This window comes from Parabacteroides goldsteinii DSM 19448 = WAL 12034 (assembly GCF_000969835.1).
Classification (GTDB): domain Bacteria; phylum Bacteroidota; class Bacteroidia; order Bacteroidales; family Tannerellaceae; genus Parabacteroides; species Parabacteroides goldsteinii.
In genome coordinates, this window is sequence record NZ_KQ033914.1 from 1 (window position 1) to 22,422 (window position 22,422).

Below are 22,422 nucleotides of genomic sequence, written 5' to 3' on the forward strand. Positions count from 1 at the left end.
GCCGTATACATGGAGACGTGTACGTACGGTTCGGTGGCGAGCGTTTAGAAACCTACCGTCCGAAAGGACGGCAAGGCGCTTTGCGCTTAGCCTGTGGAACCGGTAAAACGCTGATAATGTGCATTGCAGCGCATGAGATGAAGCGTCTGAACTTGGCACACAAGCCGATGATTATCGGATTGAAAGCCAATGTCGCGGAGATTGCCGCCACCTATCAGGCGGCATACCCGAACGCACGGATTCTCTACGCCTCGGAGAAGGACTTCTCGACCGCCAACCGCGTGCGTTTCTTCAACAACATCAAGAACAACGACTACGATTGCGTCATCATGTCGCACGACCAGTTCGGCAAGATTCCGCAGTCGCCGGAGTTGCAGCAGCGCATCCTGCAAGCGGAGCTTGACACGGTGGAGGAAAACCTCGAAGTCCTGCGGCAGCAGGGCAAGAACGTGTCGAGGGCGATGCTGAAAGGGCTGGAAAAGCGCAAGCACAACCTTGAAGCGAAGTTGGAGAAGGTGGAACACGCCATCCAATCGCGCACGGATGATGTGGTGGACTTCAAGCAGATGGGCATCGACCATATCTTCATTGACGAGAGCCATCAATTCAAGAACTTGACTTTCAACACGCGGCACGACCGTGTGGCGGGTTTGGGCAACTCGGAAGGAAGCCAGAAAGCCCTGAACATGCTCTTTGCCATACGTACCATACAGGAGCGCACGGGCAAGGACTTGGGGGCTACGTTCCTATCCGGCACGACCATCAGCAACTCGCTGACGGAGTTGTACCTGCTTTTCAAGTACCTGCGTCCGAAAGAGCTGGAACGGCAGGACATCCGCTGCTTTGACGCTTGGGCGGCTATTTTCGCCAAGAAGACGACCGACTTCGAGTTCAACGTGACGAACAACGTGGTGCAGAAAGAGCGTTTCCGCTACTTCATCAAAGTGCCGGAGCTTGCTGCCTTCTACAACGAGATTACCGACTACCGCACGGCGGAGGATGTGGGTGTGGATCGTCCGCACAAGAACGAGATACTGCACCACATACCGCCCACGCCGGAGCAGGAGGACTTCATCCAAAAGCTGATGCAGTTCGCCAAGACGGGCGACGCCACGCTGCTGGGCAGACCGCCCCTGTCGGAAACGGAGGAAAAGGCTAAGATGCTTATCGCCACCGACTACGCACGGAAGATGGCTCTCGATATGCGCATGATAGACCCGCATTATGAAGACCACCCCGACAACAAGGCTTCGCACTGCGCCAAGACGATTGCGGAGTATTACCACAAATACGACGCGCAGAAAGGCACGCAGTTCGTGTTCTCGGATCTGGGAACGTACCAGTCGGGCGACGGATGGAACGTGTACAGCGAGATAAAGCGGAAGCTGACGGAGGACTACGGCATACCGGCAAGCGAGGTGCGCTTCATTCAGGAGTGTAAGACCGACAAGGCTCGCAAGGCGGTGATAGACGCCATGAACGCCGGAACGGTGCGTGTGTTGTTCGGTTCCACCTCCATGCTCGGAACGGGTGTGAATGCGCAAAAAAGGTGTGTCGCCATCCATCATTTGGATACGCCTTGGCGACCGTCCGACCTGCAACAGCGTGACGGACGGGGAGTTAGAGCAGGCAACGAGATTGCCAAGCATTTTGCCGGGAACAACGTGGATGTCATCATCTATGCGGTGGAAAAGTCGCTGGACAGCTACAAGTTCAACCTGCTGCACTGCAAGCAGACGTTCATCTCGCAGCTCAAGAGCGGGGCGATGGGCGCGCGTACCATCGACGAGGGGGCTATGGACGAGAAATCGGGCATGAACTTCTCGGAGTACATGGCGTTGCTCTCCGGCAACACCGACCTTTTGGACAAGGCGAAATTAGAGAAGCGTATCGCCTCGCTCGAAGGGGAACGCAAGTCGTTCAACAAGGGTAGGCGCGATTCGGAGTTCAAGTTGGAATCCAAGACGGGAGAACTGCGTAACAACACGGCTTTCATCGAAGCCATGACGGAAGACTGGAACCGTTTTCTTTCCGTTGTGCAGACTGATAAGGAAGGCAGCCGCCTTAATCTTGTCAAAGTGGACGGTGTGGATTCAACCGACGAAAAAGTTATTGGAAGGCGTTTGCAAGAAATCGCCAAGAACGCTGCGACGGGCGGGCAGTACAAGCCTATTGGGGAACTATATGGTTTTCCGATAAAGGTGGTCAGCGAGAGGATGCTCAAAGATGGACTGGAGTTTACCGACAACCGCTTCGTGGTGGAAGGTAACTACAAGTACACCTACAACAACGGGCATCTGGCGATGGCTGACCCGTTAGCCGCCGCACGCAACTTCCTGAACGCATTGGAGAGGATTCCGTCCATAATCGACCAGTATAAGGGAAAGAACGAGGTGCTGGAAAAGGAGGTTCCGCAGTTGCAGGAGATAGCGGGTAAGGTGTGGAAGAAAGAGGACGAACTGAAACAGTTGAAGTCAGAACTTGCCGCACTTGACCGCAAGATACAGTTGGAGCTTGCGCCGCCCACGCCCGAAGTCGCCGAAAAAGAAAAAGATGGACAGGAAATCAAGTCGGATGTGGGAGGTGTACGGAACGTGCCACCACAACCCACCGAAGATGCACCGCAGATACGCAACTCGGTGGATGAACGAAGTCCGTCTGGCAATTTCATTGCCGACCATATTATTATCGGGCGGCCGGGGTTTCAATTCAAGGATGAAAACCGTCCGAAAGGGATAAAAATGTAAATAATAATGAAGCAAGAGGGGGAATTATCTAATATCATCCTCTTGCTTCATTTTTCATTCATTAATCTACAAATTTCATTGTCGTAATAATCACGTTTGCTTATAAATCATAAAAATAGCCGTATTTGCTTGCTTGACTAATTTATTTAGACTAACTTTGCATATACTAAATTTCATTTAATGATGGAACAACTTACCAAGCGTGAAGAAGAAGTGATGAACAAGTTTTGGGAGAAGGGTGAAGCTACCGTCAAGGAGATTATCGCCACTTATCCCGAACCTCGTCCAAGCAGAACCGCCATATCTACATTCGTGAAATTTCTTATTGAGAAGGGCTTTTTAGGTCATAAACCGGCAGGAAACAACGGATTCATCTATTATCCCCTTATAGAAAGAGATGAGTATTGTGGCAACAATCTGATGAATGTGGTACAGCGATATTTTAATAATTCCATTCGGGGAGTGATAAGCACTCTTGTAAGGGACAGAAAAATGTCGGATGATGAAGTCCGGGATTTGATAAATCAGGTAATCGAAGGCAATCATCAAGAATAGAACGGCTTAAAGAGTTTTAGATATGAACCTAACAAAGATATATCCTCGTTCCGGAGATAATCAGACTGTCTATCTTAAATCAGTCATAACGCGCCAGAATATTGAAGTCGGAGATTTTACCATTTACAATGATTTTGTGAATGACCCTCGTGACTTTGAGAAGAATAACGTGTTGTATCATTATCCTATAAATCAGGATCGTCTGATTATCGGAAAGTTCTGCTCAATAGCTTGCGGAGCAAAGTTTATATTCAATTGCGCCAACCATACACTGAAATCGTTTTCTACATACACGTTCCCGCTTTTCTTTGAGGAATGGGGCTTACCGAAATCTGATGTCGCTTCTGCATGGGACAATAAAGGAGACATCGTGATTGGTAATGATGTGTGGATAGGTTATGACGCAGTAATCATGGCTGGGGTGACTATCGGCGACGGCGCAATAATCGGTACACGGGCAGTTGTAACAAAGGATGTCGAGCCATATTCAATAGTAGGCGGCATTCCGGCGAAAGAGATACGCAAACGTTTCTCCCCCGATATCATCACCCGTTTGCAGAAACTCCAATGGTGGAACTGGGATACCGATAAAATCAATAAATCCATCAGTGCTATTCAAGCCGGGGATATAGATTCATTAGACAGTCATTCTATATAAATGCCATGAGAGAAGTAAATCCCAAAAACACAACTCGTGCTTACGCATTTGACATGTGGATGAAAGCCCCCATGCCGATGGTTACATTCTTCAAGACGTTTGATGTATCACGGCTCATGAAAGTCAGCAAGAAGAAAGGCATGAAATTCAATATGCTGATGTGCTGGTGCATCGGTAAAGCAGCAAGTCAGGTCAAAGAGTTCTTCATGCTTCCTATCGGAGACAAACTTATTGAGTATGACACTATTGCTGTCAATACCATTGTTGCCAACAGTAAAGGTGAGGTAAGTTCCTGCGACATCCCTTTCTCCGACGATTTATCAATCTTCAATGCCGATTATATTCGGCTTACACGACAAGTTGCCAAAACCTGCGAGAATCACGACCTCACGGACAGCATGGTAATCGGCACATCGGCATTGGCTCAGTACGACATCGACGGTGCAGTCGGAATGTATAGCGGAATATTCAATAATCCCTTTATGATTTGGGGACGATACAGCAAAGGCTGGTTCAAAACAACCCTCACGGTATCATTCCAATTTCACCACACTCAGATGGATGGCGCACACGCTGCCCGCTTCCTTGATTTGCTCCAAAAAGAAATCGACAAGTTGTAGAAAAATCCACCGTAAGAAGTGTACCTTATATACAATCCGGCAACATTGAACAATTATTGAAATTATAAACAGTACAGCATTGTTTTGAGAAGCGTCTTTGTCTAACGTGAAAAACAAAGATTTGATTGAACAAAAAAGAAATATGAATATGGAACAGAAATTTTGTCAAAGCTGCGGTATGCCGCTGACTGATGACTACAAAGGAATAAATGCCGATGGTAGCCGTAATGATGATTACTGCAACTATTGTTACATGGATGGTCAGTTCACGCAGGACATGACGATGGAGCAAATGATTGAGCACTGCGCCCAATTCACCGATGAGATAAACAAATGGTCCGGGGAAAATATGACCGTAGAACAGGCGAAAGAGATGATGCGACAATTTTATCCAACCCTCAAACGCTGGAAAAATAGTCTATGAGATTTTGTTGTACAGTTTTATCCGTGTCAGACATAAACAAAGCCCGAAATTTTTACGAAAACATATTCGGGTCGGAAGTCTGTCAGGATTATGTCCGAAATATTTTGTTCTCTTGCGGTTTGGCTATGCAGCAGTATTAAATTACCCCCCATATATTATAATCATGGATATACAACATATAATCAGCTTGGTCAAAGAGACTAAGGGAATCATCACAAACAGGGAAATGGCAGCCCATGTGAAAGAAAAAGGAGTTGCCGATTACGTTACGCAAGTTGACGTGGCTGTACAGGACTTTTTGAAAAAGGCACTATATACACTTGCGCCGGACATCCAGTTTCTCGGAGAGGAAACCGGCTTGCAGCGAATGGATACAGACAGCTATTGGATTCTCGATCCCGTTGACGGCACTACTAACCTCATGCACGACTATCAGCACAGCGTGGTCTCGCTGGCTCTTTGTCGCCAGAAGGAGATTGTCATGGGCATTATATATGACCCGTTTCACGATGAAATTTTCTCAGCCGTCAAAGGCGGAGGCAGTTTCTTGAACGGCAAGCCCATACACGTTTCCTCTGCCCATAAACTCTCGGAAACCATAATCGGTATCGGCACTGCTAAAAGAGAGTTGGCGAAAGAAAATTTTGCCCGATTTCTCAAAGTCTATGAAAACTCACAAGATGTCCGACGGCTTGGTTCCGCAGCCTTGGAACTGGCATATACCGCGTGTGGCAGACAAGGCGGGTATTTCGAGGTATATCTGAACCCTTGGGATTATGCTGCCGGTATGCTTCTGGTACAAGAGGCCGGAGGAATAGTGACCGATTGGAACGGCAACGCACTTGACCCGGCTCAAGGAAGTCAGGTAGCCGGAACAAACGGACAAGTCCACGAAGAATTGCTCAAACTATTATGATGAATATACAGAAAGAATTACAACAGTTCTCTGCAGGCGAAGCGGATATGCGGTTTAACAACGTGGATGTCGCACCGGAAACAATACAGGCAATCATGATAAATGAGGTTGTCCCGTCAAGTCCGGAGGAGGATTTCTATGGGAAGCCAGATTCCGCGTATATGTCAACAACAATTCCGTTGTTCAGAAAAGCAGGGATAGATGTAGGTTCGGTACAGGATATTTTGAATCGAGGAATTTACATTACCAATGCGGTCAAAACACCTAAAACCGAATATGCTGTTTCAAAGGAGAGCATAGAGGACAGTCTGTCCTATCTGGAAAAAGAACTTGCTTTATTTCCCAACGTCAAAGTTATCATGCTTATGGGGGATGTGGCAAAGAAAGCCTTTAATATGATCAGCAAGAAGGCGACAAAGAAAAACGCCGTTCCAAGTATTTCTACTTACAAGCTACGGAATACTGAGATTTTCTATAAAGGAATACGCATTATACCTTCATACATCATGACCGGTCAGAACATTCTGATTGAAAAGTCAAAATTCGAGATGGCATCGGAGGACATAGAAACGATGTATAGGTTAATTAAAGATTCTGATTAAATATGACCATTACACCTGACGATATTTTGAAGTATTGCCTTGACAACCTTGACGGGACAGTCGAAATAAACAGTTGGGGCGAGCGTGGGATTTTCTACAATCTGGGTGGGGTGTTGAAACGTGGTGTTTATGTCTTGACGGTAAAAGAAAAGGATGGCGACAATGACCGAGCTTCCCACCTTGACCGTGAGGATGCGTGGCGAATAAATATAGGAGTCAGAAAACAGACTTTCCGCATGTTATTCGGAGAATTGCCCAAACGCCCATGTAAAGGCGGCATTGTTGATATGCCGTATGAATTTACCACAAAGGATGTTATTATACCGCATCCGGTTTATGCGTGGATGGGCTGGATTTGCGCTTTAACCCCATCTGAAGCGACATTTGAATTATTAAAGCCTTACATCCTTGAATCCTACGAATACGCAAAAGAGAAATTTAAAAAAAGATGACATTGATTATTTGAAAATAATGATAGAACATATGGAACAAAAATTTTGTCAAAGCTGCGGTATGCCTCTCGTTGAGGGTAATATCGGCACAAATTCAGACGGAAGCAAAAGCGAGGACTATTGTGGCTACTGCTACAAAGAAGGTGCTTTCCTCCAAGATTTCAACATGAGCCAGATGATAGAGTTCTGCACTCAGTTTACTGACCAGATTAACAAGGAAACGGGTTGGAATCTTACGCCCCAACAGGCAAAGGCTCAAATGCAACAAATCTTCCCAACACTCAAACGCTGGAAAGAGAAAGATGAAAGAAGTTTGATTGAAAAAGCCACACACCTGCTTTCGCAGTGCAAAGAGGTTACGTTGGCATCGGTCAATGCGGACGGTTTCCCTCGCCCGGTGCCATTGGATAAAATTCATTCAATCGGATATAATGAAGTTTGGATAGTGACAGCAGCAAACTCCGAAAAGGTTGCCGATTTCAGGCTCAATCCTAAAGCCGGACTTTCTTACTCGTTTTATGGCGATAGTGTTGCATTGCGCGGCACGGTCGAAATCATTACGGATGAAGAAACCCGCAAACGGATGTGGCAGGAATATTTTATAAATTACTTCCCCGATGGCCCGGCAGATCCGAACTACGTGCTTATCCGTTTTATCGGAAATGAGGCTACCCTCTGGATAAACCGTGAGTTTGCTCATATTACAATATAAACACATCAATGATGCGAAAGTGACTCAAACAGTCGGCAGATAGAGTGAAATGTAATGCGCAAATGTCCGTTTTTTACTATCGTCGGAAATCTTGATGGTGTAATTTTGCGGGATGCAGACATTCAGAATCATACAGCCTACGCCTGCCTTAAAACCGTTCATACGGTATTATTGGATATTGCAGGATAAGACATCCGGCATAGTGTCGCAACGCACTTTGCCGACTGGCTGTATGTCGCTTGTGTTCCATCGTGGCGAAAGGCTGAAAGTCACGAACCGTGATGAATTACAGCCGCAGAGTTTTATTTGCGGTCAGGAAAGCCGTTATTCAGATGTGACTTCAACCGGTGACATTGAAATGATAGTGGTGGTATTCCAACCTCATGCGGCAAAAATATTCTTCCGTATGCCGGTCTCTTTACTGCATGACAGGAATGTGGCGGTTGCAGACATTGAAAATCCCGCCTTGCGCGATCTGGCGCGTAGAGTTGAAGACAGCGAAAATCACGATACCAGCATTGCACTTATAGAAGATTATTTCTACAAGTGTCTATTGTATGGGACAAATTATCATCTGCCACGATTGGCAGAAGTGATACACCATATCAACAAGTCCTCTCAAACAAATATCAAGACACTTTCGGATATTGCGTGTTTGAGTGAGAAACAATTCTCCCGGATTTTCTCGGAAAACATAGGAACGACACCCAAAGATTTTATGCGCATAGTCAGGTTGCAACGTACCTTATCAGTCTTGCAGCATAATTCGGGAATAGGTTTTGCCCAACTGTCATACGAGTGTGGGTACACCGACCAATCCCACATGATTAAAGAATTCAAGCTATTCTCTGGCTTCACACCGAAAGAGTATCTCGCTCAATACTATCCTGTTTCCGACTATTTTACATTCGGAAAATAGCGGTTATACAGCCCTGCATTTGGTTGTCACCGATTATTTTTATAATTTTGTCACCGGTTAGTGACATTATATAAAATGGAATTGAAAGAAACAGAAAAGAGGCTTCTTGAAGCCGTGAGCCATATCATAGAGAACGACGGTTTTACCAAAATCGGAGTTAATCGCATCGCCAATCAAGCCGGCTGCGATAAGGTTTTGATTTATCGCTATTTCGGTGGACTGGATGGGCTGCTCGTGGAATGGGCAAAACGTCATGACTATTATTCGTTTGCCTATTCGGAGTTTATTGATACCATCAAACGAGCTAAAGACGGGAACATAAAGCAGATTGTTAAGGATGTGCTTATGTGTCAGCTTAGCTATCTAAAAGATAATGTTCTCATGCAAGAACTTCTTGTGTGGGAACTTTCAGGTCATTCTTCTTTCAAGGGTATCATCGAAGAACGTGAGCGTATCGGTCATAAATTGCAGGAGGAACTGAATAAGTTTTTGGATAAAGGCGGCGATAACAATATGTCTATTGCCATAATCATATCCGCAATCAACTACATAGTTCTTTTCACAAGGCAATATCACAAAATCAATGGCATAGATTTCAGCAAACCGGAAGCATGGGAAAGAATGGAAGCTATGATTTCCAAATATGTGGATTTTATCTTTGACAACAACTGTCTATGAAACATATCATTACAATAGCACTTACGCTGTTCCTTACAGCTTTTGCAATGGCGCAGGAAAGAAACTATATTTCCACCTGCGGCAAGACGAAAACCGCTATCAAATGGACAGAGGAACACAAGGATGGAAAGATATACCTACATACGGTACAAGGTGGTGAGAAGCATGAGTATATCTTAGGAAACGGTTATAAAACCGAGAGTTGGAAGATAGTGAATACTTCTTCAAAAACCAATCTATCAATCAGGTTGAATAATGGTATATACTCTATATCCGGCAAGTTCAATGGGAAACATATTTCAAAGACAGTGAAGAGTAAAGGCAAGCCGTGGTATCAGAACATTGCCTATAATGCGGGGCTGACCCTAAAAAATGGCGAGTCTGTTGAATATGAGTGTTTTCGCCCTGACAACATGAAACTATATACCATGTCGGCAACCAATAAAGGATCTGAGAAGTTCGACGGGAAGAACTCCGTAAGGATAGAAGTCAGTCTTACCGGATTTATGTCGGCTTTCTGGAGCTGTGACTATTACTTTGACACGAACACCCTGATGTTTGCGGGGTATAAAGGCGTAAACGGTGGTCCCGGAACCTCGGAAACGAAAATATCAGTCGCAAAATGAAAGCAATAATATTCTATCGTTCCTCATACAGAGGCAACACGCTAAAAATTGCACAAAGCATGGCGGATGCCCTTGCTGCCGAATTGGTATGTATCGACAGCAATCCGTCAATCGATCTGTCGGATTATGACCTTATCGGCTTTGGCTCCGCTATAAACTTTGCCGCTCACGATATACGACTTCAACGATTTGTTTCAAGTCAAAATCTTAAAGGTAAAAATGTATTCATATTCTCCACCCGTTGCAGACCTTTCTTGGGAGCATATCATCAGCCACTCAGAAAAATCGTCGAGGCAAAAGGTGGAATTATAGCCGGAGAGTTTTCTTGCCGTGGATTTGATCGCACCGGGCCGTGGGTTCTTATGGACGGCTACAATAAAGCCAGACCGGATGAGCGGGATATGTTCAAGGCACGGCTGTTTGTGGAAAGGCTTCGATGGAAATTACATCCGTTGGCTCATGCCCATAAGAATCCGGTTGAAGGTTATTCGGATGGCGTACCGATACGCCGTAAAGATTCAGATATAGTAGCCGGTAATAAGGTGGTATTTCTCAATACTTCTACCTGTATTAATTGCGGAAAATGTATCAAGATTTGTCCCATGCACATATTCGCATTAAAAGATACGGTTTTGCCGATTGATGAGATAAATTGTATCCAGTGCAGATTATGTGCTGACAACTGTCCGACTTTTTCAATATATATCCATGAATCGTTCTTGAATGGATTGAGAATAGCTATCAGAGAATCGTTCAGTGACAAATTACAGAATAGTTATAATGCTGAAGATAATCAGCATTAGTACATATCTGCCATAAGAGAATGTCCGCTTTTTACTATCATAGGCTATCATGTCGCTGTAACTTTGCAGCGTACTAATCAAATAATAAAAAGTATGATTGCATTTTTTGAAATCCCCACCAATGACTTCGACAAGTCGGTGGCGTTCTATCAGGCACTCTTCGGCGAAAAGCTGGAAGTGTCGCAGTTCGGCGACGAGAAAATGGCCTGTCTTATGAAAGACGGCAAGAGTGTTTGCTCAATCTCCTCGGCCCCCTCGTTTCCCGGTTTCGCACCCTCTAACGGAGGCGTGTTGGTGTATCTCCAGACAAAAGATTTGGATGCCAGCGTGAAAACTGCGTTGGATAACGGCGCGACGATCGTAACTCCCAAAACCAAAATTCAGGTTGACGGTTGGGGTTACTTCGCCATCATCGCCGATCCTGTCGGCAACCGCATAGGACTTTATGGCGACAAGTAAAGAGCCGAAAACGTAGGTTACAGTGGAGAGAACCACCCGGTTTTCTCCACTATCCGTATCTATAATCAATTTTTTCTGCCCGATTATTTTGTTGTCTAAATAATTTAGACTACTTTTGTGTTACCAAATCGTCTAATCTGATTAGACCAGATGCAAATGAAAGATATGAAGCCATTAACAGAAAGAGAAGAAGAAGTGATGAACTTCTTTTGGGAAAGCGGAGCGCTCTCGGTTCGAGATGTAGTTGCGCTTCACGATGAGCCGAAGCCGAGCCGGACTACGGTAGCCACATTCGTGAAATTTCTTGAACAGAAAGGCTATCTCGACCACAAGGTTGAAAGCACAGGCTTCATATATTTTCCAATAATAGAGCGTGGAGATTATTGCGGACAAAATCTGAAGAGCGTCATAAGGCGGTATTTCGACAATTCTATTCAGAATGTTGTGAACTTCCTGATTAAAAGCGAGGAATATAGCGATGAAGAGGCTAAGGAAATAATATTACAAATATCTAACAGAGGAAAGGAATAACAATGGCTGGTATATTCTTGGCATATTCATTATTAGCAAGCACCCTCCTGATTGTAGTCTGGGCGGTGTACAAATGCGTTCTTGCCAATACCGGCTGTTTCCGGTTCAACAGGATATTGTTGTTGTCCTGTATAACGCTTGCTTTCGTTGCTCCCATCTTCATACTTAATCCCTTTTGGGTAGCGGATATTATGGAGAATAATATTGAAATCGCTTTTAATCCGGTAGAGGTTACCTATATAGCCAATACGGTATCAGAGCAAATCACTCCGATATGGGATTATATAGTCACACTTTACCTTATAGGGGTTATTGTCATGATTCTCTATTTCCTCGTTTCACTGGTACGGCTGGCACTATTCATTCTCAAAGGTGAGCATGTAAAACAGGATGACTGTCGCATTATACTTCATCGCCATAACAGCGTCGCCCCGTTTGCATGGTGCGGATATATCATGATGCCAAGACGTGACTGGTACGAGTTCGGGCAGATGATAGTATGCCATGAAAAAGCGCATATCAAGTGCCGCCATTGGATTGACTTGCTTTTTATGCAGGCTGCGATTATTATCACTTGGTATTGTCCCGCTATATGGCTTCTGCGCAATGAGCTTCATACCCTCCATGAGTATGAAGCCGACAGCCGTGTGCTTGCATCGGGCGTAAAACGAGAGGAGTATCAGATATTTCTAATAAAAAAGACAGTTGGAGCAAGGTTCGCAACTCTTTCCAACTGCCTTAATCACAGTTCACTTAAAAAACGTATAACTATGATGTTATCAAGCAAACCGACAGGCAAAGCCCGTGTGCGTGCCTTTGTCATGGTGCCTGCGATGGCACTCGCGTTAATCGGTCTGGCCACCCCTGCGGTGTCAGCAGTAATCAACGAGGTATCTGCCGCTACGCCGGTGGAGGATCTGCGCTACAAAATTAGCGAAAAATCTGACTCCACCATTCGAGTGACAGAAAGAAATTCCGATGTGGTGGTCACGGAGAAAGCGGATGCGGTCGATGCCGTGCCGTTCATCAGGACAGAAACCGCCCCCAACTTCCCCGGCGGTAAGGACAAACTGAGAGCCTTTATCAATAAAAACATCTCCTTCCCTGAAACTGCATACAAAGACGGTGTTCTTAACATGGATGCCGTCGTGCAGCTTACCATCGCCAAAGACGGAGTTGTAAAGGATGCCCGAATCGTTAAAAGCTCAGGCAAGACACTTGATGCCGAGGCTCTGCGCGTGGCGCGTATGCTTCCCAAATTCCACCCCGGACTAAATAGCGGGCTGCCGTCTGAATCAAGCTACACACTGGAGTTTAACTATTATATCTGCAACCAGTATTGGTCATCAAACGGCGAATAAAAACAGGAAGAAATACCAATAGTACAAATATCTTATCTGATACTTGGAGTATGCCGTATCTTACAGTACGGCATACCCTGTATCATTAATAATGAAAGAGTCAATCCGGACAATGCAAGACATATCACAAGAGAAATACCGCCAGTTCCAAGCAGCTCCAATAGGTAAGTTGGTGCTTCAGTATTCCATACCGGCCATAATCAATCTGGCAGCCGTATCACTGTATAATCTTATTGACAGTATATTCATCGGAAATGGTGTCGGTACACTGGCTATTTCCGGGCTTGCAGTCACTTTCCCCATGATGAATTGCCTGATTGCTTTCAATACGCTTGTCGGGATCGGCGGGACCACGCTGACCTCCATCTGTCTGGGACGCAGGCAATATGAACAGGCAGCCGATATTCTGCATACCGTGGTGATTTTGGGTTTCGTAATCAGCATCCTGACGGGATGGATTACATATCTTAATCTGGGTGTTGTACTATACTTTTTCGGTGCAAGTGAAGCCACGCTTCCGTATGCACGGGAATATATTGGAATATTGCTCTGCGCCAATCCAATAACATTTCTGTTTTTAAGCCTTAATAACTTGCTTCGCGGAAACGGTTTCCCAAAAAAATCATTGGAGTCCACTCTGCTGACCGTCGGGCTAAATCTGGTTTTGACACCAATATTCATATTTGTATTTGAGTTTGGCATCAAGGGGGCCTCCATGTCCACAGTCATATCGCAGGTAGTCGGACTTGTATGGGTCGTAAGGCACTTCTCATCGAAATCAAATAAAATACATTTTCAGCGAAGCCGTTTCAGGTGCAACTTCCGTCTATCCGGAGAAATCATGAAACTGGGGACACCGCCGTTTATATTGAATCTTTGCTCGGCATCCATAAGCATTGCCCTTATTAACAGATTCGGATTTTACGGTGGCGACTTTGCGATTGGGGCATACGGCATAGTCAGCCGAATCTATATGCTGTTCTCAATGATAATTATCGGTTTGGCTGTCGGTATGCAGCCCATCATAGGGTACAATTTCGGAGCCGGTCAGACAGAACGGGTTGACAAAGCCATGAACACCGGGTTGACAATAGCTTTTGCTTTCATGTTTTCCGTGTTTTTACTGTGTGAAATGGGGGCTCGCCCGATTATACAGTTGTTCTCAAACGAAACTGCACTTAATGACATTGCAGTAGCAGGTCTTCGTATCTGTGCCTTGATGTTTCCGGTTATGGCCATGCAGACTATGATAACAAACTTTTTCCAGTCTATTGGCAAGCCGAAAACGAGTATTGTCTTGTCGCTCATACGCCAAATAGGATTTTTTATTCCCTTGATATTTCTGCTGCCTGAAATGTTTGATTTGAGGCTTGACGGAGTCTGGCTAAGTATTCCTATGGCTGATTTTATAGCCTGCATCTTGACAGTCTCAGTTTATCTGAGATATAGGCAGCGGACTAAAAGCTTTGTGACGGGTGCAATTTAACAAATTGAATAGAATTGGATTATGGATAAAAATATGATTGCTCCATGCGGGCTGAACTGCGCGGTTTGCAGCGAAGCACTGCGAGAAGACAGCCCTTGTGTCGGTTGCCGGAATGAGGGTCGCAAAGGTGAGTATTGCGCCAATCTGTGCAAGATTGTAAATTGTGAAATACGGAAAACACTGCCGGACGGATTCTGTGACAGATGTCCTCAATATCCGTGCAGGGAGATTGTCGATAAGGAATGTTGGTATGTCAACGCCTATCCGATGATAGAATCGCTTATGGGCAATCTCGCCTTTATCGGAGAAAATGGTATTGAACAATTCCTGCAAAGAGAAAAGGTTCGTTGGACTTGCTCCGATTGCGGAGGGTGCATATCGGTTCATGACGGTGTATGTTATGGCTGTGGCAAAAAACATACAGATAGAAAATATTGAATATGGAAAGTATAACAGTAAGTAAAGATAATATAGCCGCTTGTGGGCTGTATTGTGGAGCGTGTCGCAAATTCTTGTCCGGCAAATGCCCCGGATGCAAGAATTACGAGAAAGCATCGTGGTGTAAAATCCGCCAGTGCTGCATAAGCAAAGGCTATCATACCTGTGCCGAGTGTGAGCGTGACGTAAGGGAGTGTAAAATCTATTCCAACTTTATAAGCAAAGTGTTCGCGTTGCTCTTTAACTCCGACCGCCCGGCTTGTATCAGCTATATACGGGAACATGGAGAAATAGCGTATGCCGAGGAAATGAGTAGGAGAAAATGCCAGACGATAAAACGTAAATGATATGAGAATAAGCACTTTTACAGTAATAATGCTTGCATTAGCCATATTGGTTGGCTCGTGCGACTCCCCGTCAGATAACATTCTGTATGGGAGATGGCGGCTTGAGAAATACAACTGCATTGCCACTTCGTCATACGGTCTTACACAAGTAAACAAGGAGTCAGAGTATATATTGCAGCTTGATAACGCCGGAGTGTTCTCCTGCACCACCGACTGCAATACAATTTCAGGCAATTATGAAAAAAGTAAAAACGCCTTGAGATTCTCCGATATTTCCTTTACCGAATTGGCTTGCGATGACATGGTAGTGGAAAGGAGCGTAGCATCTATTCTGTCCAATATCAAATCATACAAAATCACGGACGATTCCATATTGGTGTTGAAAGATGATAAGGGTCATATACTAATGGAACTAACAAAATAACAGGTTGATATAATGAAAAGAATGATAATCACAGCTATTATAGCCACCTGTTCCGTGCTAAATATCATGGCTTCCGATGATGATATTTCGGGAGCATGGCATGGTACGTTGAAGATAACTCCGCAAGTGGAGTTAAAGATTGTGTTCAATTTTAAGACAGGCGAAGATGGCAAACCGTCAGTTACGCTTGATTCTCCGGATCAAGGAGCATACGGTATAGCCGGAGAAGTGAATTTCATTTCGGCTGATTCTGTAAATGTAACGGTTAGCCGCATAGGATTGACGTTTACCGGACGCAAACAAGATGGGAAACTCATTGGAAAATGCACACAAGGCGCAATGAGTACCGACCTTGAATTATCTCCGGGTATTGTGGAATTAAAGCGACCTCAAACGCCTAAGCCACCATATCCATACACTACAAAGGAGGTTCGTTTCAATAACTTATCAGATGATGTTACTCTCGCAGGAACACTTGCGTTGCCTGAGAGTTTTAATGAGGCAACTCCGGTTATCGTAATGATTACCGGTAGCGGACTGCAAAACCGTGATGAAGAATTATACGGACATAAGCCGTTTGCTGTCATCGCAGATTACCTTGCCCGAAACGGCATTGCAACTTTACGATATGATGACCGGGGATATGGAGAATCAACAGGCGACGGTAAAAATGCCACCACTGAAGATTTTGCACGGGATGCGAAAACGGCAATGGAATACCTGCGCAAAGAAATGAAATTCAAGAATGTGGGAATACTGGGGCATAGTGAGGGTGCGGCAGTGGCGTTCATGTTGGGAGCTGATAACAATCCGGGGTTATTCTCAAATCCGAATTTCATTATTGCCATTGGCGCACAGGCGGTTCGAGGTGACTCGGTTTTGATAGACCAGAGTGTCACAATGCTGGAACAGGGCAACATGCCGGCGAATATTGTATCGGATTATGTTGAAGCATTGCATAAGATGTATGAGCTTAAAATAACAAAGGGTGATAGTGTGGCTGTTGGCAATATTGAGGCTATATGTGCAAATTGGGAGAATACACCAGTTCACACATCATTAAAATCCAATCTGACAAAGATCGCCTCTGACACTAACCGTTGGCTAAATTACTATATCAGTTTTTCACCGACGGAAAGCATTGCAGATACGGATTGCCCGATATTCGTATTATACGGAGAAAAGGATATACAAGTTCGCCCGGAACTGAATATGCCTCAAATGCAACGACTCGCCCCGAAAGCGACCGTGAAACTTTATCCCGGACTTAATCACCTTTTCCAGTACGCTCAAACAGGAACGGTACAGGAATACGGTACAATCGAGGAAACAATCTCCCCTGAAGTCCTTCAGGACATTGTTGATTTTATCTCCTTCAAACCTCGTTAAATTTATGATTTCAATCCGCAAGTTAATATCATGTGGCTATATTCTAATATTCATATTAATAGGAATGATTATATATTGCTATCAGTATGAATGGAAAAAACTTGAAGTATTAGAGAAGGAGAACCGAACCACTGATGAGTTGCGCTGATATGTTAATGAATTAAACTTTCGCTTAACAGGATTTTCTCTGTTAGGAGAAACAATATTGGAATGGGAAGATAAAGATATTGCAAATTATCATTTGCAGCGTATGGCTTTGGATAGTATGCTTTATTATTTCACGTCTATCTACCCGTCTGAACGCATTGACAGTGTACGCTATCTTTTAGAGGATAAAGAAAAACAAATGCGACGAATTGTACAGATGCTTGATGAACAGAAAAGCATCAAAGAAAGGATAGCCCGTCAAGTGCCTGAAATCGTATATAAAAGTACGCAAGAACAACCCAAGAAGCCGAAGCGAAAGGGCTTCTTGGGTATCTTCGGTAAAAAGGAGGAAGCAAAGCCCACCGTGACTACCACGATGCTCCATTCTCTTAACCGGAATATGATAGCCGAACAACAAGCGCAAAGCCGCCGTTTATCGGAACACGCCGACAGTCTTGCTGCACGAAATGCCGAACTTAACCGCCAGTTACAAAGTTTGATTCGCCAAATAGATGGAAAAATACAAGCTGACCTTCAAAAGAGAGAGGACGAGATAGCCACCATGCGTGAAAAATCGTTTATTCAGATAGGTGGCTTGACAGGATTCGTTGTGTTGTTATTGGTAATCTCTTACATAATCATCCACCGAAATATCACCCGTATCAAACGGTACAAACGAGAAACTGCGGATTTAATAGAACAGCAGAAACAGTCTATCAAACAAAACGAGGCACTTATTGCCTCTCGTAAAAAAGCCGTTCATACCATCACCCATGAATTACGTACACCACTGACGGCAATAACGGGTTATGCCGGACTGATGCGGAAAGACTGCAATACGGATAAAACCGGGATGTATATCCAAAATATTCAACAATCCTCTGAGCGTATGCGTGAAATGCTCAATACGCTTTTGAGTTTCTTTCGGTTGGACAATGGCAAGGAACAGCCGAACATTTCTCCGTGCAGAATTTCTGCAATTATTCACACGCTCGAAACGGAGTTTATGCCAATCGCCATGAACAAGGGGCTGGCTCTTATTGTAACGAACCACACGGATGCTGTTGTACTAACCGATAAGGAACGCATCCTGCAAATTGGAAACAATCTGCTGTCAAACGCCATCAAATTCACGGAGGATGGTAGCGTTTCTATGGCAATGGGTTATGATGACGGAATGCTGAAACTTATCGTTGAAGATACGGGTACTGGCATGACCGAAGAGGAACAGCAACGTGTATTCGGGGCGTTTGAACGTCTATCAAACGCTGCCGCAAAGGATGGCTTCGGATTAGGTCTTTCCATTGTTCAGCGTATTGTGACAATGCTCGGCGGCACAATCCGGCTGGAGAGCGATAAAGGCAAAGGTAGCTGTTTCACGGTGGAAATCCCCATGCAGACAGCCGAGGAACTGCCGGAACAGATAAATAAAACACAAGTTCACCATAACAGTACATTCCATGAGGTAATTGCTATCGATAATGACGAAGTGCTGCTTCTGATGCTAAAAGAAATGTATGCCCATGAAGGAGTACACTGCGATACCTGCACCGATGCTGCGGAGCTGGTGGAAATGATAAGGGAAAAGGAATACAGTCTGTTGCTTACGGATCTAAACATGCCGGATATAAACGGCTTTGAGTTATTGGAATTGTTGCGTGCTTCCAACGTGGGAAATTCAAGGACCATTCCGGTGGTCGTGACAACCGCTTCGAGCAGTTGCAGCAAGGAGGAGCTTATAGAACGTGGATTCGCCGGATGCCTGCTCAAACCGTTCTCCATATCGGAACTGATGGAGATTTCTGACAAGTGCGCCATAAAAGGCAAACAGAATGAAAAGCCGGATTTCACCTCTCTGCTGTCATACGGCAATGAAGCCGTCATGCTGGAGAAATTGATAACGGAAACCGAAAAGGAAATGCAGTCGCTCAGGTATGCGGAACAACGGAAAGACCTTCCGGAACTGGACGCCCTAACACACCACCTGCGCAGCTCTTGGGAGATACTCCGTGCCGACAGACCGTTGAGGGAACTTTATAAACTGATTCATCACAATGGCACACCTGACGACAAAGCAATAGGCAATGCCGTAAGAGCCGTGCTGGATAAGGGTTCGGAGATAATCCGGCTGGCAAAAGAAGAAAGGAAGAAATACAACAATGGATAAGACAAGAATCATCGTGATAGAGGACAACATCGTGTATTGCGAGTTTGTCTGCAACCTGCTGGCACGTGAGGGATTCCGTACCGTGCAGGCTTTCCACCTCTCGACAGCGAAGAAACTTCTGCAACAAGCCGCTGGCAATGATATAGTAGTTTCTGACTTACGTCTGCCCGACGGTGACGGCATCGACCTGTTGCGCTGGATGCGCAAGGAGTGCATGACGCAGCCGTTCATCATCATGACCGACTATGCCGAAGTGAATACGGCGGTTGAAAGCATGAAGCTCGGCTCGCTGGACTACATACCCAAGCAACTTGTGGAGGATAAACTCGTGCCTCTACTCCGCAGCATACTGAAAGAACGGAATATCGGGCGGAGTCGTATGCCCGTGTTTGCCCGTGACGGTTCCGCCTTCCAGAAAATCATGCACCGGATAAGGCTGGTAGCCCCCACCGACATGAGTGTGCTGATCTTCGGAGAGAACGGCACGGGCAAGGAGCATATCGCCCACCATCTGCATGATAAAAGCAAACGTTCCGGCAAGCCATTCGTGGCTGTGGACTGCGGTTCACTCACCAGAGAGCTTGCGCCGTCGGCATTCTTCGGACATGTCAAAGGCGCGTTCACCGGTGCGGACAGTGCCAAGAAAGGTTATTTCCATGAGGCGGAAAGTGGTACGCTGTTTTTGGACGAAGTGGGTAATCTCGCACCGGAAACCCAACAGATGCTTCTGCGTGCCATACAAGAACGGCGATACCGCCCGATAGGTGACAGAGCGGATAAGAGTTTTAATGTCCGTATCATTGCCGCTACCAACGAGAATCTGGAAAAGGCGGTCAATGAGAAGCGTTTTCGTCAGGACTTGCTGTACCGTCTGCACGATTTCGAGATAACCGTTCCGCCGTTGCGTGACTGTCAGGAGGACATCATGCCGCTGGCGGAGTTCTTCCGCGAGATTGCGAACAATGAACTGGAATGTAATGTTATCGGCTTTGACGGGGAAGCTCGGAAGACATTGCTGACCCATGCTTGGCCGGGAAATGTCCGTGAGCTTCGGCAGAAAATCATGGGTGCGGTGTTGCAGGCGCAAACGGGACTTGTCACGAAAGAACATCTGGAACTTGCCGTAACAAAACCTAACTCACCTGTCAGCTTCGCACTGCGCAATGACACAGAGGATAAGGAACGGATTTTACGTGCGTTAAAGCAGGCAAACGGGAACCGCAAGGTTGCCGCTGAATTGCTCGGAATAGGACGTACAACACTGTACAGTAAACTGGAAGAATATGGATTGAAATATAAATTTCAGCAACCATAGCCGGCAATTCGCTGAAAATAGCTATCTTTGCATGATTTTAGAGAATAAACGGCGATTGGCAAAGCCTTTCGCCGCTAATATATAACATAAGACCGCAAGGTGTTTCTAATGGAAATCTGGAAAATGGACATTGGCAGAAACTATTGCGTGATTGCTTATGCTATGCCTACGCATAGCGTGCATTCACCTATTTCTGTCAAGGGCATTCCAGAGCCTCCATTAGTGATAGCGTGGATTGCACGCTACTTTTTTACCCTTGCTTAATAAAAGAAAAATAGTATGTATGGGTAAAGTTCAGATTCTTGCCGTCCTATCTATGGACGGGTGTCATATTTCCGAATTATATTGCAAGGCGTATAAAGAACTGCACCTTGACAAATGTGGCATCAACGAAATAAGGAAGCATGCCCTTTATCATATCACACCCGACTATTCCATTTCTATGCTCGACGAATGGCGTAAGGATAATACAAGAATCTGCTATCTGGCAGAAGTCACTCCTGAAAAGGCTGACTATATCAACGGGCTGCTGCGTATGCGTGTGGTGGATGAAATCATCCTCTATACCGTGCCATTCATCGCAGGAACGGGGCGGCACTTTTTCCAGTCCGTCCTGCCCGAAACACAATGGATATTAACCTCGCAGAAAAGCTATCCCAACGGTGTATGCCGCAGCATCTACACGCGGATGGAAGCCACGAGATAACCGGAATGTTCCGCTTTCATACATTTTTAGACTTCCTTAATCAAAACAATGTACTGATAACAAACATTTTAAGAAAGTTATAATTCACATCCGATAAAAAATATCATATTTTATCACGCTGAAATCCAGCACCTTGCAGAGAGCGTGCCGGATTTTTTGTTTTCTGGACACGCTTTTTGCCAATCTTATTCATGTGCGCATACCGAAAAAACAGAGTGTAAAATTTCAAAATTGACAGGACATGAATTATTTCTTATTGGCGGAAACCGAGTTCTTCCGTCGTATAAACGAAGCCGGGGACTGCAATATGGAAACGGCATACACGGCTTTCGCCACGCAAGTGATCGAGCTATGCAGCGGCAACATGGACACCAACCGCACCATCATCGCGCTGGCTTACATTGAAATCGAGTTGCAGCACCATCCCATGCGCAATCTTCCCGAAGAAAAGAGAGAGGTTGCAGCCTACATCAGCAAGGCACTCTCTTTCGTGAGGAAGATGCAGAAGTTCCTTGCCGCTCCCCAAGTGCCACCACTAATCCCCATCCGTACATCCTCCGACAACACAACCGAAAATCCCGCCTCACCCCTGCAATGGACGGGCAACGCCATCGACCTCGTGGAACTTATCTACGGCATCAACGAGATGGGCTGTATCAACAACGGCAACATGCCGCTCAAACAGCTCGCCCCGCTTCTCTACAAGATTTTCGGGGTCGAATCAAAGGACTGCTACCGCTTCTATATCGACATCAAACGCCGGAAGAACGAAAGCCGCACCTATTTCCTTGACAGGATGCAGGAGAAACTGAACGAGAGGATGCTCCGCGACGAGGAAATGGAACGAACCAGAAGATAATTAAAGGACGGGTAAATCATGGATAATCATGTATTTCCCCGTCTTTTATTTCCGTTTATTGACAGCCATAGAAATAATATG

25 protein-coding genes and 2 pseudogenes are annotated in these 22,422 nt (G+C 45.3%); 26 read left to right on the forward strand and 1 reads right to left on the reverse strand.

Going from position 1 to position 22,422, the window contains the following annotated elements:
* Positions 1-95: 95 nt before the first annotated feature.
* From HMPREF1535_RS22445 to HMPREF1535_RS22515, 16 genes and pseudogenes are all read left to right on the forward strand, one after another.
* Positions 96-2,747, forward strand: a pseudogene (locus HMPREF1535_RS22445) (helicase-related protein); the annotation flags it as partial.
* 183 nt (positions 2,748-2,930) lie between these two features.
* The gene (locus tag HMPREF1535_RS22450; RefSeq protein ID WP_046147860.1) at positions 2,931-3,302 is read left to right on the forward strand and encodes a BlaI/MecI/CopY family transcriptional regulator; all 372 of its coding nucleotides are present in this window, start codon (positions 2,931-2,933) and stop codon (positions 3,300-3,302) included.
* A 22-nt stretch (positions 3,303-3,324) separates the two neighbouring features.
* Positions 3,325-3,960 carry a CatB-related O-acetyltransferase gene (locus tag HMPREF1535_RS22455; RefSeq protein WP_046147687.1) on the forward strand — a complete coding sequence of 212 codons (636 nt, stop codon included), beginning with the start codon at positions 3,325-3,327 and terminating at the stop codon, positions 3,958-3,960.
* A 5-nt stretch (positions 3,961-3,965) separates the two neighbouring features.
* Positions 3,966-4,580 (forward strand): CatA-like O-acetyltransferase, family 2, encoded by a 615-nt coding sequence (locus HMPREF1535_RS22460; protein ID WP_046147688.1) that lies wholly within the window; start codon positions 3,966-3,968, stop codon positions 4,578-4,580.
* A gap of 148 nt (positions 4,581-4,728) precedes the next feature.
* A complete protein-coding gene (locus HMPREF1535_RS22465) occupies positions 4,729-5,004 on the forward strand; it encodes a zinc ribbon domain-containing protein (protein ID WP_046147861.1) in 276 nt (91 codons plus the stop codon).
* Positions 5,001-5,144, forward strand: coding sequence for a VOC family protein (locus tag HMPREF1535_RS25555; RefSeq protein ID WP_233524098.1), 144 nt, complete (start codon positions 5,001-5,003; stop codon positions 5,142-5,144). Before HMPREF1535_RS22465 ends, HMPREF1535_RS25555 begins: the two co-directional genes overlap by 4 nt.
* 23 nt (positions 5,145-5,167) lie before the next feature.
* Positions 5,168-5,920, forward strand: a complete 753-nt coding sequence (locus HMPREF1535_RS22470; protein ID WP_046147862.1) for an inositol monophosphatase family protein — start codon at positions 5,168-5,170, stop codon at positions 5,918-5,920.
* Complete coding sequence (locus HMPREF1535_RS22475) at positions 5,917-6,522, forward strand: uracil-DNA glycosylase family protein (RefSeq protein ID WP_233524096.1); 606 nt, start codon at positions 5,917-5,919, stop codon at positions 6,520-6,522. The genes HMPREF1535_RS22470 and HMPREF1535_RS22475 overlap by 4 nt, the downstream gene beginning before the upstream one ends.
* Before the next feature lie 2 nt (positions 6,523-6,524).
* Positions 6,525-6,974 carry a DUF6194 family protein gene (locus tag HMPREF1535_RS22480; RefSeq protein WP_244275696.1) on the forward strand — a complete coding sequence of 150 codons (450 nt, stop codon included), beginning with the start codon at positions 6,525-6,527 and terminating at the stop codon, positions 6,972-6,974.
* 31 nt (positions 6,975-7,005) lie between these two features.
* On the forward strand, positions 7,006-7,686 hold the full coding sequence (locus tag HMPREF1535_RS22485; protein WP_046147865.1) for a zinc ribbon domain-containing protein: 681 nt from the start codon (positions 7,006-7,008) through the stop codon (positions 7,684-7,686).
* Between the two features lie 112 nt (positions 7,687-7,798).
* Positions 7,799-8,605, forward strand: coding sequence for an AraC family transcriptional regulator (locus HMPREF1535_RS22490; RefSeq protein WP_046147689.1), 807 nt, complete (start codon positions 7,799-7,801; stop codon positions 8,603-8,605).
* Positions 8,606-8,680: 75 nt separating this feature from the next.
* A complete protein-coding gene (locus HMPREF1535_RS22495) occupies positions 8,681-9,283 on the forward strand; it encodes a TetR/AcrR family transcriptional regulator (protein WP_046147690.1) in 603 nt (200 codons plus the stop codon).
* Positions 9,280-9,909: a hypothetical protein gene (locus HMPREF1535_RS22500; RefSeq protein ID WP_046147691.1), complete on the forward strand. Its 630-nt coding sequence runs from the start codon at positions 9,280-9,282 to the stop codon at positions 9,907-9,909. The genes HMPREF1535_RS22495 and HMPREF1535_RS22500 overlap by 4 nt, the downstream gene beginning before the upstream one ends.
* The gene (locus HMPREF1535_RS22505) at positions 9,906-10,712 is read left to right on the forward strand and encodes a 4Fe-4S dicluster domain-containing protein (RefSeq protein ID WP_046147692.1); all 807 of its coding nucleotides are present in this window, start codon (positions 9,906-9,908) and stop codon (positions 10,710-10,712) included. The genes HMPREF1535_RS22500 and HMPREF1535_RS22505 overlap by 4 nt, the downstream gene beginning before the upstream one ends.
* Before the next feature lie 93 nt (positions 10,713-10,805).
* The gene (locus HMPREF1535_RS22510; protein WP_039848515.1) at positions 10,806-11,171 is read left to right on the forward strand and encodes a VOC family protein; all 366 of its coding nucleotides are present in this window, start codon (positions 10,806-10,808) and stop codon (positions 11,169-11,171) included.
* 165 nt (positions 11,172-11,336) lie between these two features.
* On the forward strand, positions 11,337-11,702 hold the full coding sequence (locus tag HMPREF1535_RS22515; RefSeq protein ID WP_046147866.1) for a BlaI/MecI/CopY family transcriptional regulator: 366 nt from the start codon (positions 11,337-11,339) through the stop codon (positions 11,700-11,702).
* Here the strand turns inward: HMPREF1535_RS22515 and HMPREF1535_RS26350 are convergent.
* Positions 11,683-11,865, reverse strand: a complete 183-nt coding sequence (locus HMPREF1535_RS26350; protein WP_244275698.1) for a hypothetical protein — start codon at positions 11,863-11,865, stop codon at positions 11,683-11,685. The two genes, HMPREF1535_RS22515 and HMPREF1535_RS26350, sit on opposite strands and share 20 nt — an antisense overlap.
* A 28-nt stretch (positions 11,866-11,893) precedes the next feature.
* Here HMPREF1535_RS26350 and HMPREF1535_RS22520 point away from each other — a divergent pair, with 28 nt between their 5' ends.
* The 10 genes and pseudogenes from HMPREF1535_RS22520 (at position 11,894) to HMPREF1535_RS22565 (ending at position 22,341) form a co-directional block, all read left to right on the forward strand.
* A complete protein-coding gene (locus HMPREF1535_RS22520) occupies positions 11,894-13,063 on the forward strand; it encodes a M56 family metallopeptidase (protein ID WP_244275700.1) in 1,170 nt (389 codons plus the stop codon).
* Positions 13,064-13,175: 112 nt separating this feature from the next.
* On the forward strand, positions 13,176-14,549 hold the full coding sequence (locus HMPREF1535_RS22525; RefSeq protein WP_046147694.1) for an MATE family efflux transporter: 1,374 nt from the start codon (positions 13,176-13,178) through the stop codon (positions 14,547-14,549).
* Between the two features lie 21 nt (positions 14,550-14,570).
* Positions 14,571-14,987: a DUF3795 domain-containing protein gene (locus HMPREF1535_RS22530; RefSeq protein WP_227102906.1), complete on the forward strand. Its 417-nt coding sequence runs from the start codon at positions 14,571-14,573 to the stop codon at positions 14,985-14,987.
* A 2-nt stretch (positions 14,988-14,989) separates the two neighbouring features.
* Positions 14,990-15,334: a DUF3795 domain-containing protein gene (locus tag HMPREF1535_RS22535; RefSeq protein ID WP_046147695.1), complete on the forward strand. Its 345-nt coding sequence runs from the start codon at positions 14,990-14,992 to the stop codon at positions 15,332-15,334.
* A gap of 1 nt (position 15,335) precedes the next feature.
* Positions 15,336-15,758 carry an META domain-containing protein gene (locus HMPREF1535_RS22540; protein WP_046147696.1) on the forward strand — a complete coding sequence of 141 codons (423 nt, stop codon included), beginning with the start codon at positions 15,336-15,338 and terminating at the stop codon, positions 15,756-15,758.
* Between the two features lie 12 nt (positions 15,759-15,770).
* Complete coding sequence (locus HMPREF1535_RS22545) at positions 15,771-17,147, forward strand: alpha/beta hydrolase (RefSeq protein WP_046147697.1); 1,377 nt, start codon at positions 15,771-15,773, stop codon at positions 17,145-17,147.
* A 4-nt stretch (positions 17,148-17,151) separates the two neighbouring features.
* A pseudogene (locus HMPREF1535_RS22550) lies at positions 17,152-19,461 on the forward strand (hybrid sensor histidine kinase/response regulator).
* Positions 19,454-20,776 (forward strand): sigma-54-dependent transcriptional regulator, encoded by a 1,323-nt coding sequence (locus HMPREF1535_RS22555; protein WP_046147698.1) that lies wholly within the window; start codon positions 19,454-19,456, stop codon positions 20,774-20,776. The pseudogene HMPREF1535_RS22550 and the gene HMPREF1535_RS22555 overlap by 8 nt, the downstream one beginning before the upstream one ends.
* Before the next feature lie 283 nt (positions 20,777-21,059).
* A complete protein-coding gene (locus HMPREF1535_RS22560) occupies positions 21,060-21,482 on the forward strand; it encodes a dihydrofolate reductase family protein (RefSeq protein ID WP_008151578.1) in 423 nt (140 codons plus the stop codon).
* Positions 21,483-21,723: 241 nt separating this feature from the next.
* Positions 21,724-22,341: an RteC domain-containing protein gene (locus HMPREF1535_RS22565; protein ID WP_046147699.1), complete on the forward strand. Its 618-nt coding sequence runs from the start codon at positions 21,724-21,726 to the stop codon at positions 22,339-22,341.
* The last annotated feature ends 81 nt before the right edge of the window (positions 22,342-22,422 follow it).

Bases quoted from the DNA above. Each gene is read 5' to 3' on its own strand.
- HMPREF1535_RS22450 (WP_046147860.1), top strand. From the start codon at position 2,931: ATGGAACAACTTACCAAGCGTGAAGAAGAAGTGATGAACAAGTTTTGG.
- HMPREF1535_RS22465 (WP_046147861.1), top strand. From the start codon at position 4,729: ATGGAACAGAAATTTTGTCAAAGCTGCGGTATGCCGCTGACTGATGAC.
- HMPREF1535_RS22510 (WP_039848515.1), top strand. From the start codon at position 10,806: ATGATTGCATTTTTTGAAATCCCCACCAATGACTTCGACAAGTCGGTG.
- HMPREF1535_RS22555 (WP_046147698.1), top strand. From the start codon at position 19,454: ATGGATAAGACAAGAATCATCGTGATAGAGGACAACATCGTGTATTGC.
- HMPREF1535_RS25555 (WP_233524098.1), top strand. From the start codon at position 5,001: ATGAGATTTTGTTGTACAGTTTTATCCGTGTCAGACATAAACAAAGCC.
- HMPREF1535_RS22490 (WP_046147689.1), top strand. From the start codon at position 7,799: ATGCAGACATTCAGAATCATACAGCCTACGCCTGCCTTAAAACCGTTC.
- HMPREF1535_RS22485 (WP_046147865.1), top strand. From the start codon at position 7,006: ATGGAACAAAAATTTTGTCAAAGCTGCGGTATGCCTCTCGTTGAGGGT.
- HMPREF1535_RS22520 (WP_244275700.1), top strand. From the start codon at position 11,894: ATGGAGAATAATATTGAAATCGCTTTTAATCCGGTAGAGGTTACCTAT.
- HMPREF1535_RS22515 (WP_046147866.1), top strand. From the start codon at position 11,337: ATGAAGCCATTAACAGAAAGAGAAGAAGAAGTGATGAACTTCTTTTGG.
- HMPREF1535_RS22475 (WP_233524096.1), top strand. From the start codon at position 5,917: ATGATGAATATACAGAAAGAATTACAACAGTTCTCTGCAGGCGAAGCG.
- HMPREF1535_RS22525 (WP_046147694.1), top strand. From the start codon at position 13,176: ATGCAAGACATATCACAAGAGAAATACCGCCAGTTCCAAGCAGCTCCA.
- HMPREF1535_RS22470 (WP_046147862.1), top strand. From the start codon at position 5,168: ATGGATATACAACATATAATCAGCTTGGTCAAAGAGACTAAGGGAATC.
- HMPREF1535_RS22480 (WP_244275696.1), top strand. From the start codon at position 6,525: ATGACCATTACACCTGACGATATTTTGAAGTATTGCCTTGACAACCTT.
- HMPREF1535_RS26350 (WP_244275698.1), bottom strand. From the start codon at position 11,865: ATGAAGATGGGAGCAACGAAAGCAAGCGTTATACAGGACAACAACAAT.
- HMPREF1535_RS22455 (WP_046147687.1), top strand. From the start codon at position 3,325: ATGAACCTAACAAAGATATATCCTCGTTCCGGAGATAATCAGACTGTC.
- HMPREF1535_RS22500 (WP_046147691.1), top strand. From the start codon at position 9,280: ATGAAACATATCATTACAATAGCACTTACGCTGTTCCTTACAGCTTTT.
- HMPREF1535_RS22495 (WP_046147690.1), top strand. From the start codon at position 8,681: ATGGAATTGAAAGAAACAGAAAAGAGGCTTCTTGAAGCCGTGAGCCAT.
- HMPREF1535_RS22505 (WP_046147692.1), top strand. From the start codon at position 9,906: ATGAAAGCAATAATATTCTATCGTTCCTCATACAGAGGCAACACGCTA.
- HMPREF1535_RS22460 (WP_046147688.1), top strand. From the start codon at position 3,966: ATGAGAGAAGTAAATCCCAAAAACACAACTCGTGCTTACGCATTTGAC.
- HMPREF1535_RS22540 (WP_046147696.1), top strand. From the start codon at position 15,336: ATGAGAATAAGCACTTTTACAGTAATAATGCTTGCATTAGCCATATTG.
- HMPREF1535_RS22560 (WP_008151578.1), top strand. From the start codon at position 21,060: ATGGGTAAAGTTCAGATTCTTGCCGTCCTATCTATGGACGGGTGTCAT.
- HMPREF1535_RS22535 (WP_046147695.1), top strand. From the start codon at position 14,990: ATGGAAAGTATAACAGTAAGTAAAGATAATATAGCCGCTTGTGGGCTG.
- HMPREF1535_RS22530 (WP_227102906.1), top strand. From the start codon at position 14,571: ATGGATAAAAATATGATTGCTCCATGCGGGCTGAACTGCGCGGTTTGC.
- HMPREF1535_RS22565 (WP_046147699.1), top strand. From the start codon at position 21,724: ATGAATTATTTCTTATTGGCGGAAACCGAGTTCTTCCGTCGTATAAAC.
- HMPREF1535_RS22545 (WP_046147697.1), top strand. From the start codon at position 15,771: ATGAAAAGAATGATAATCACAGCTATTATAGCCACCTGTTCCGTGCTA.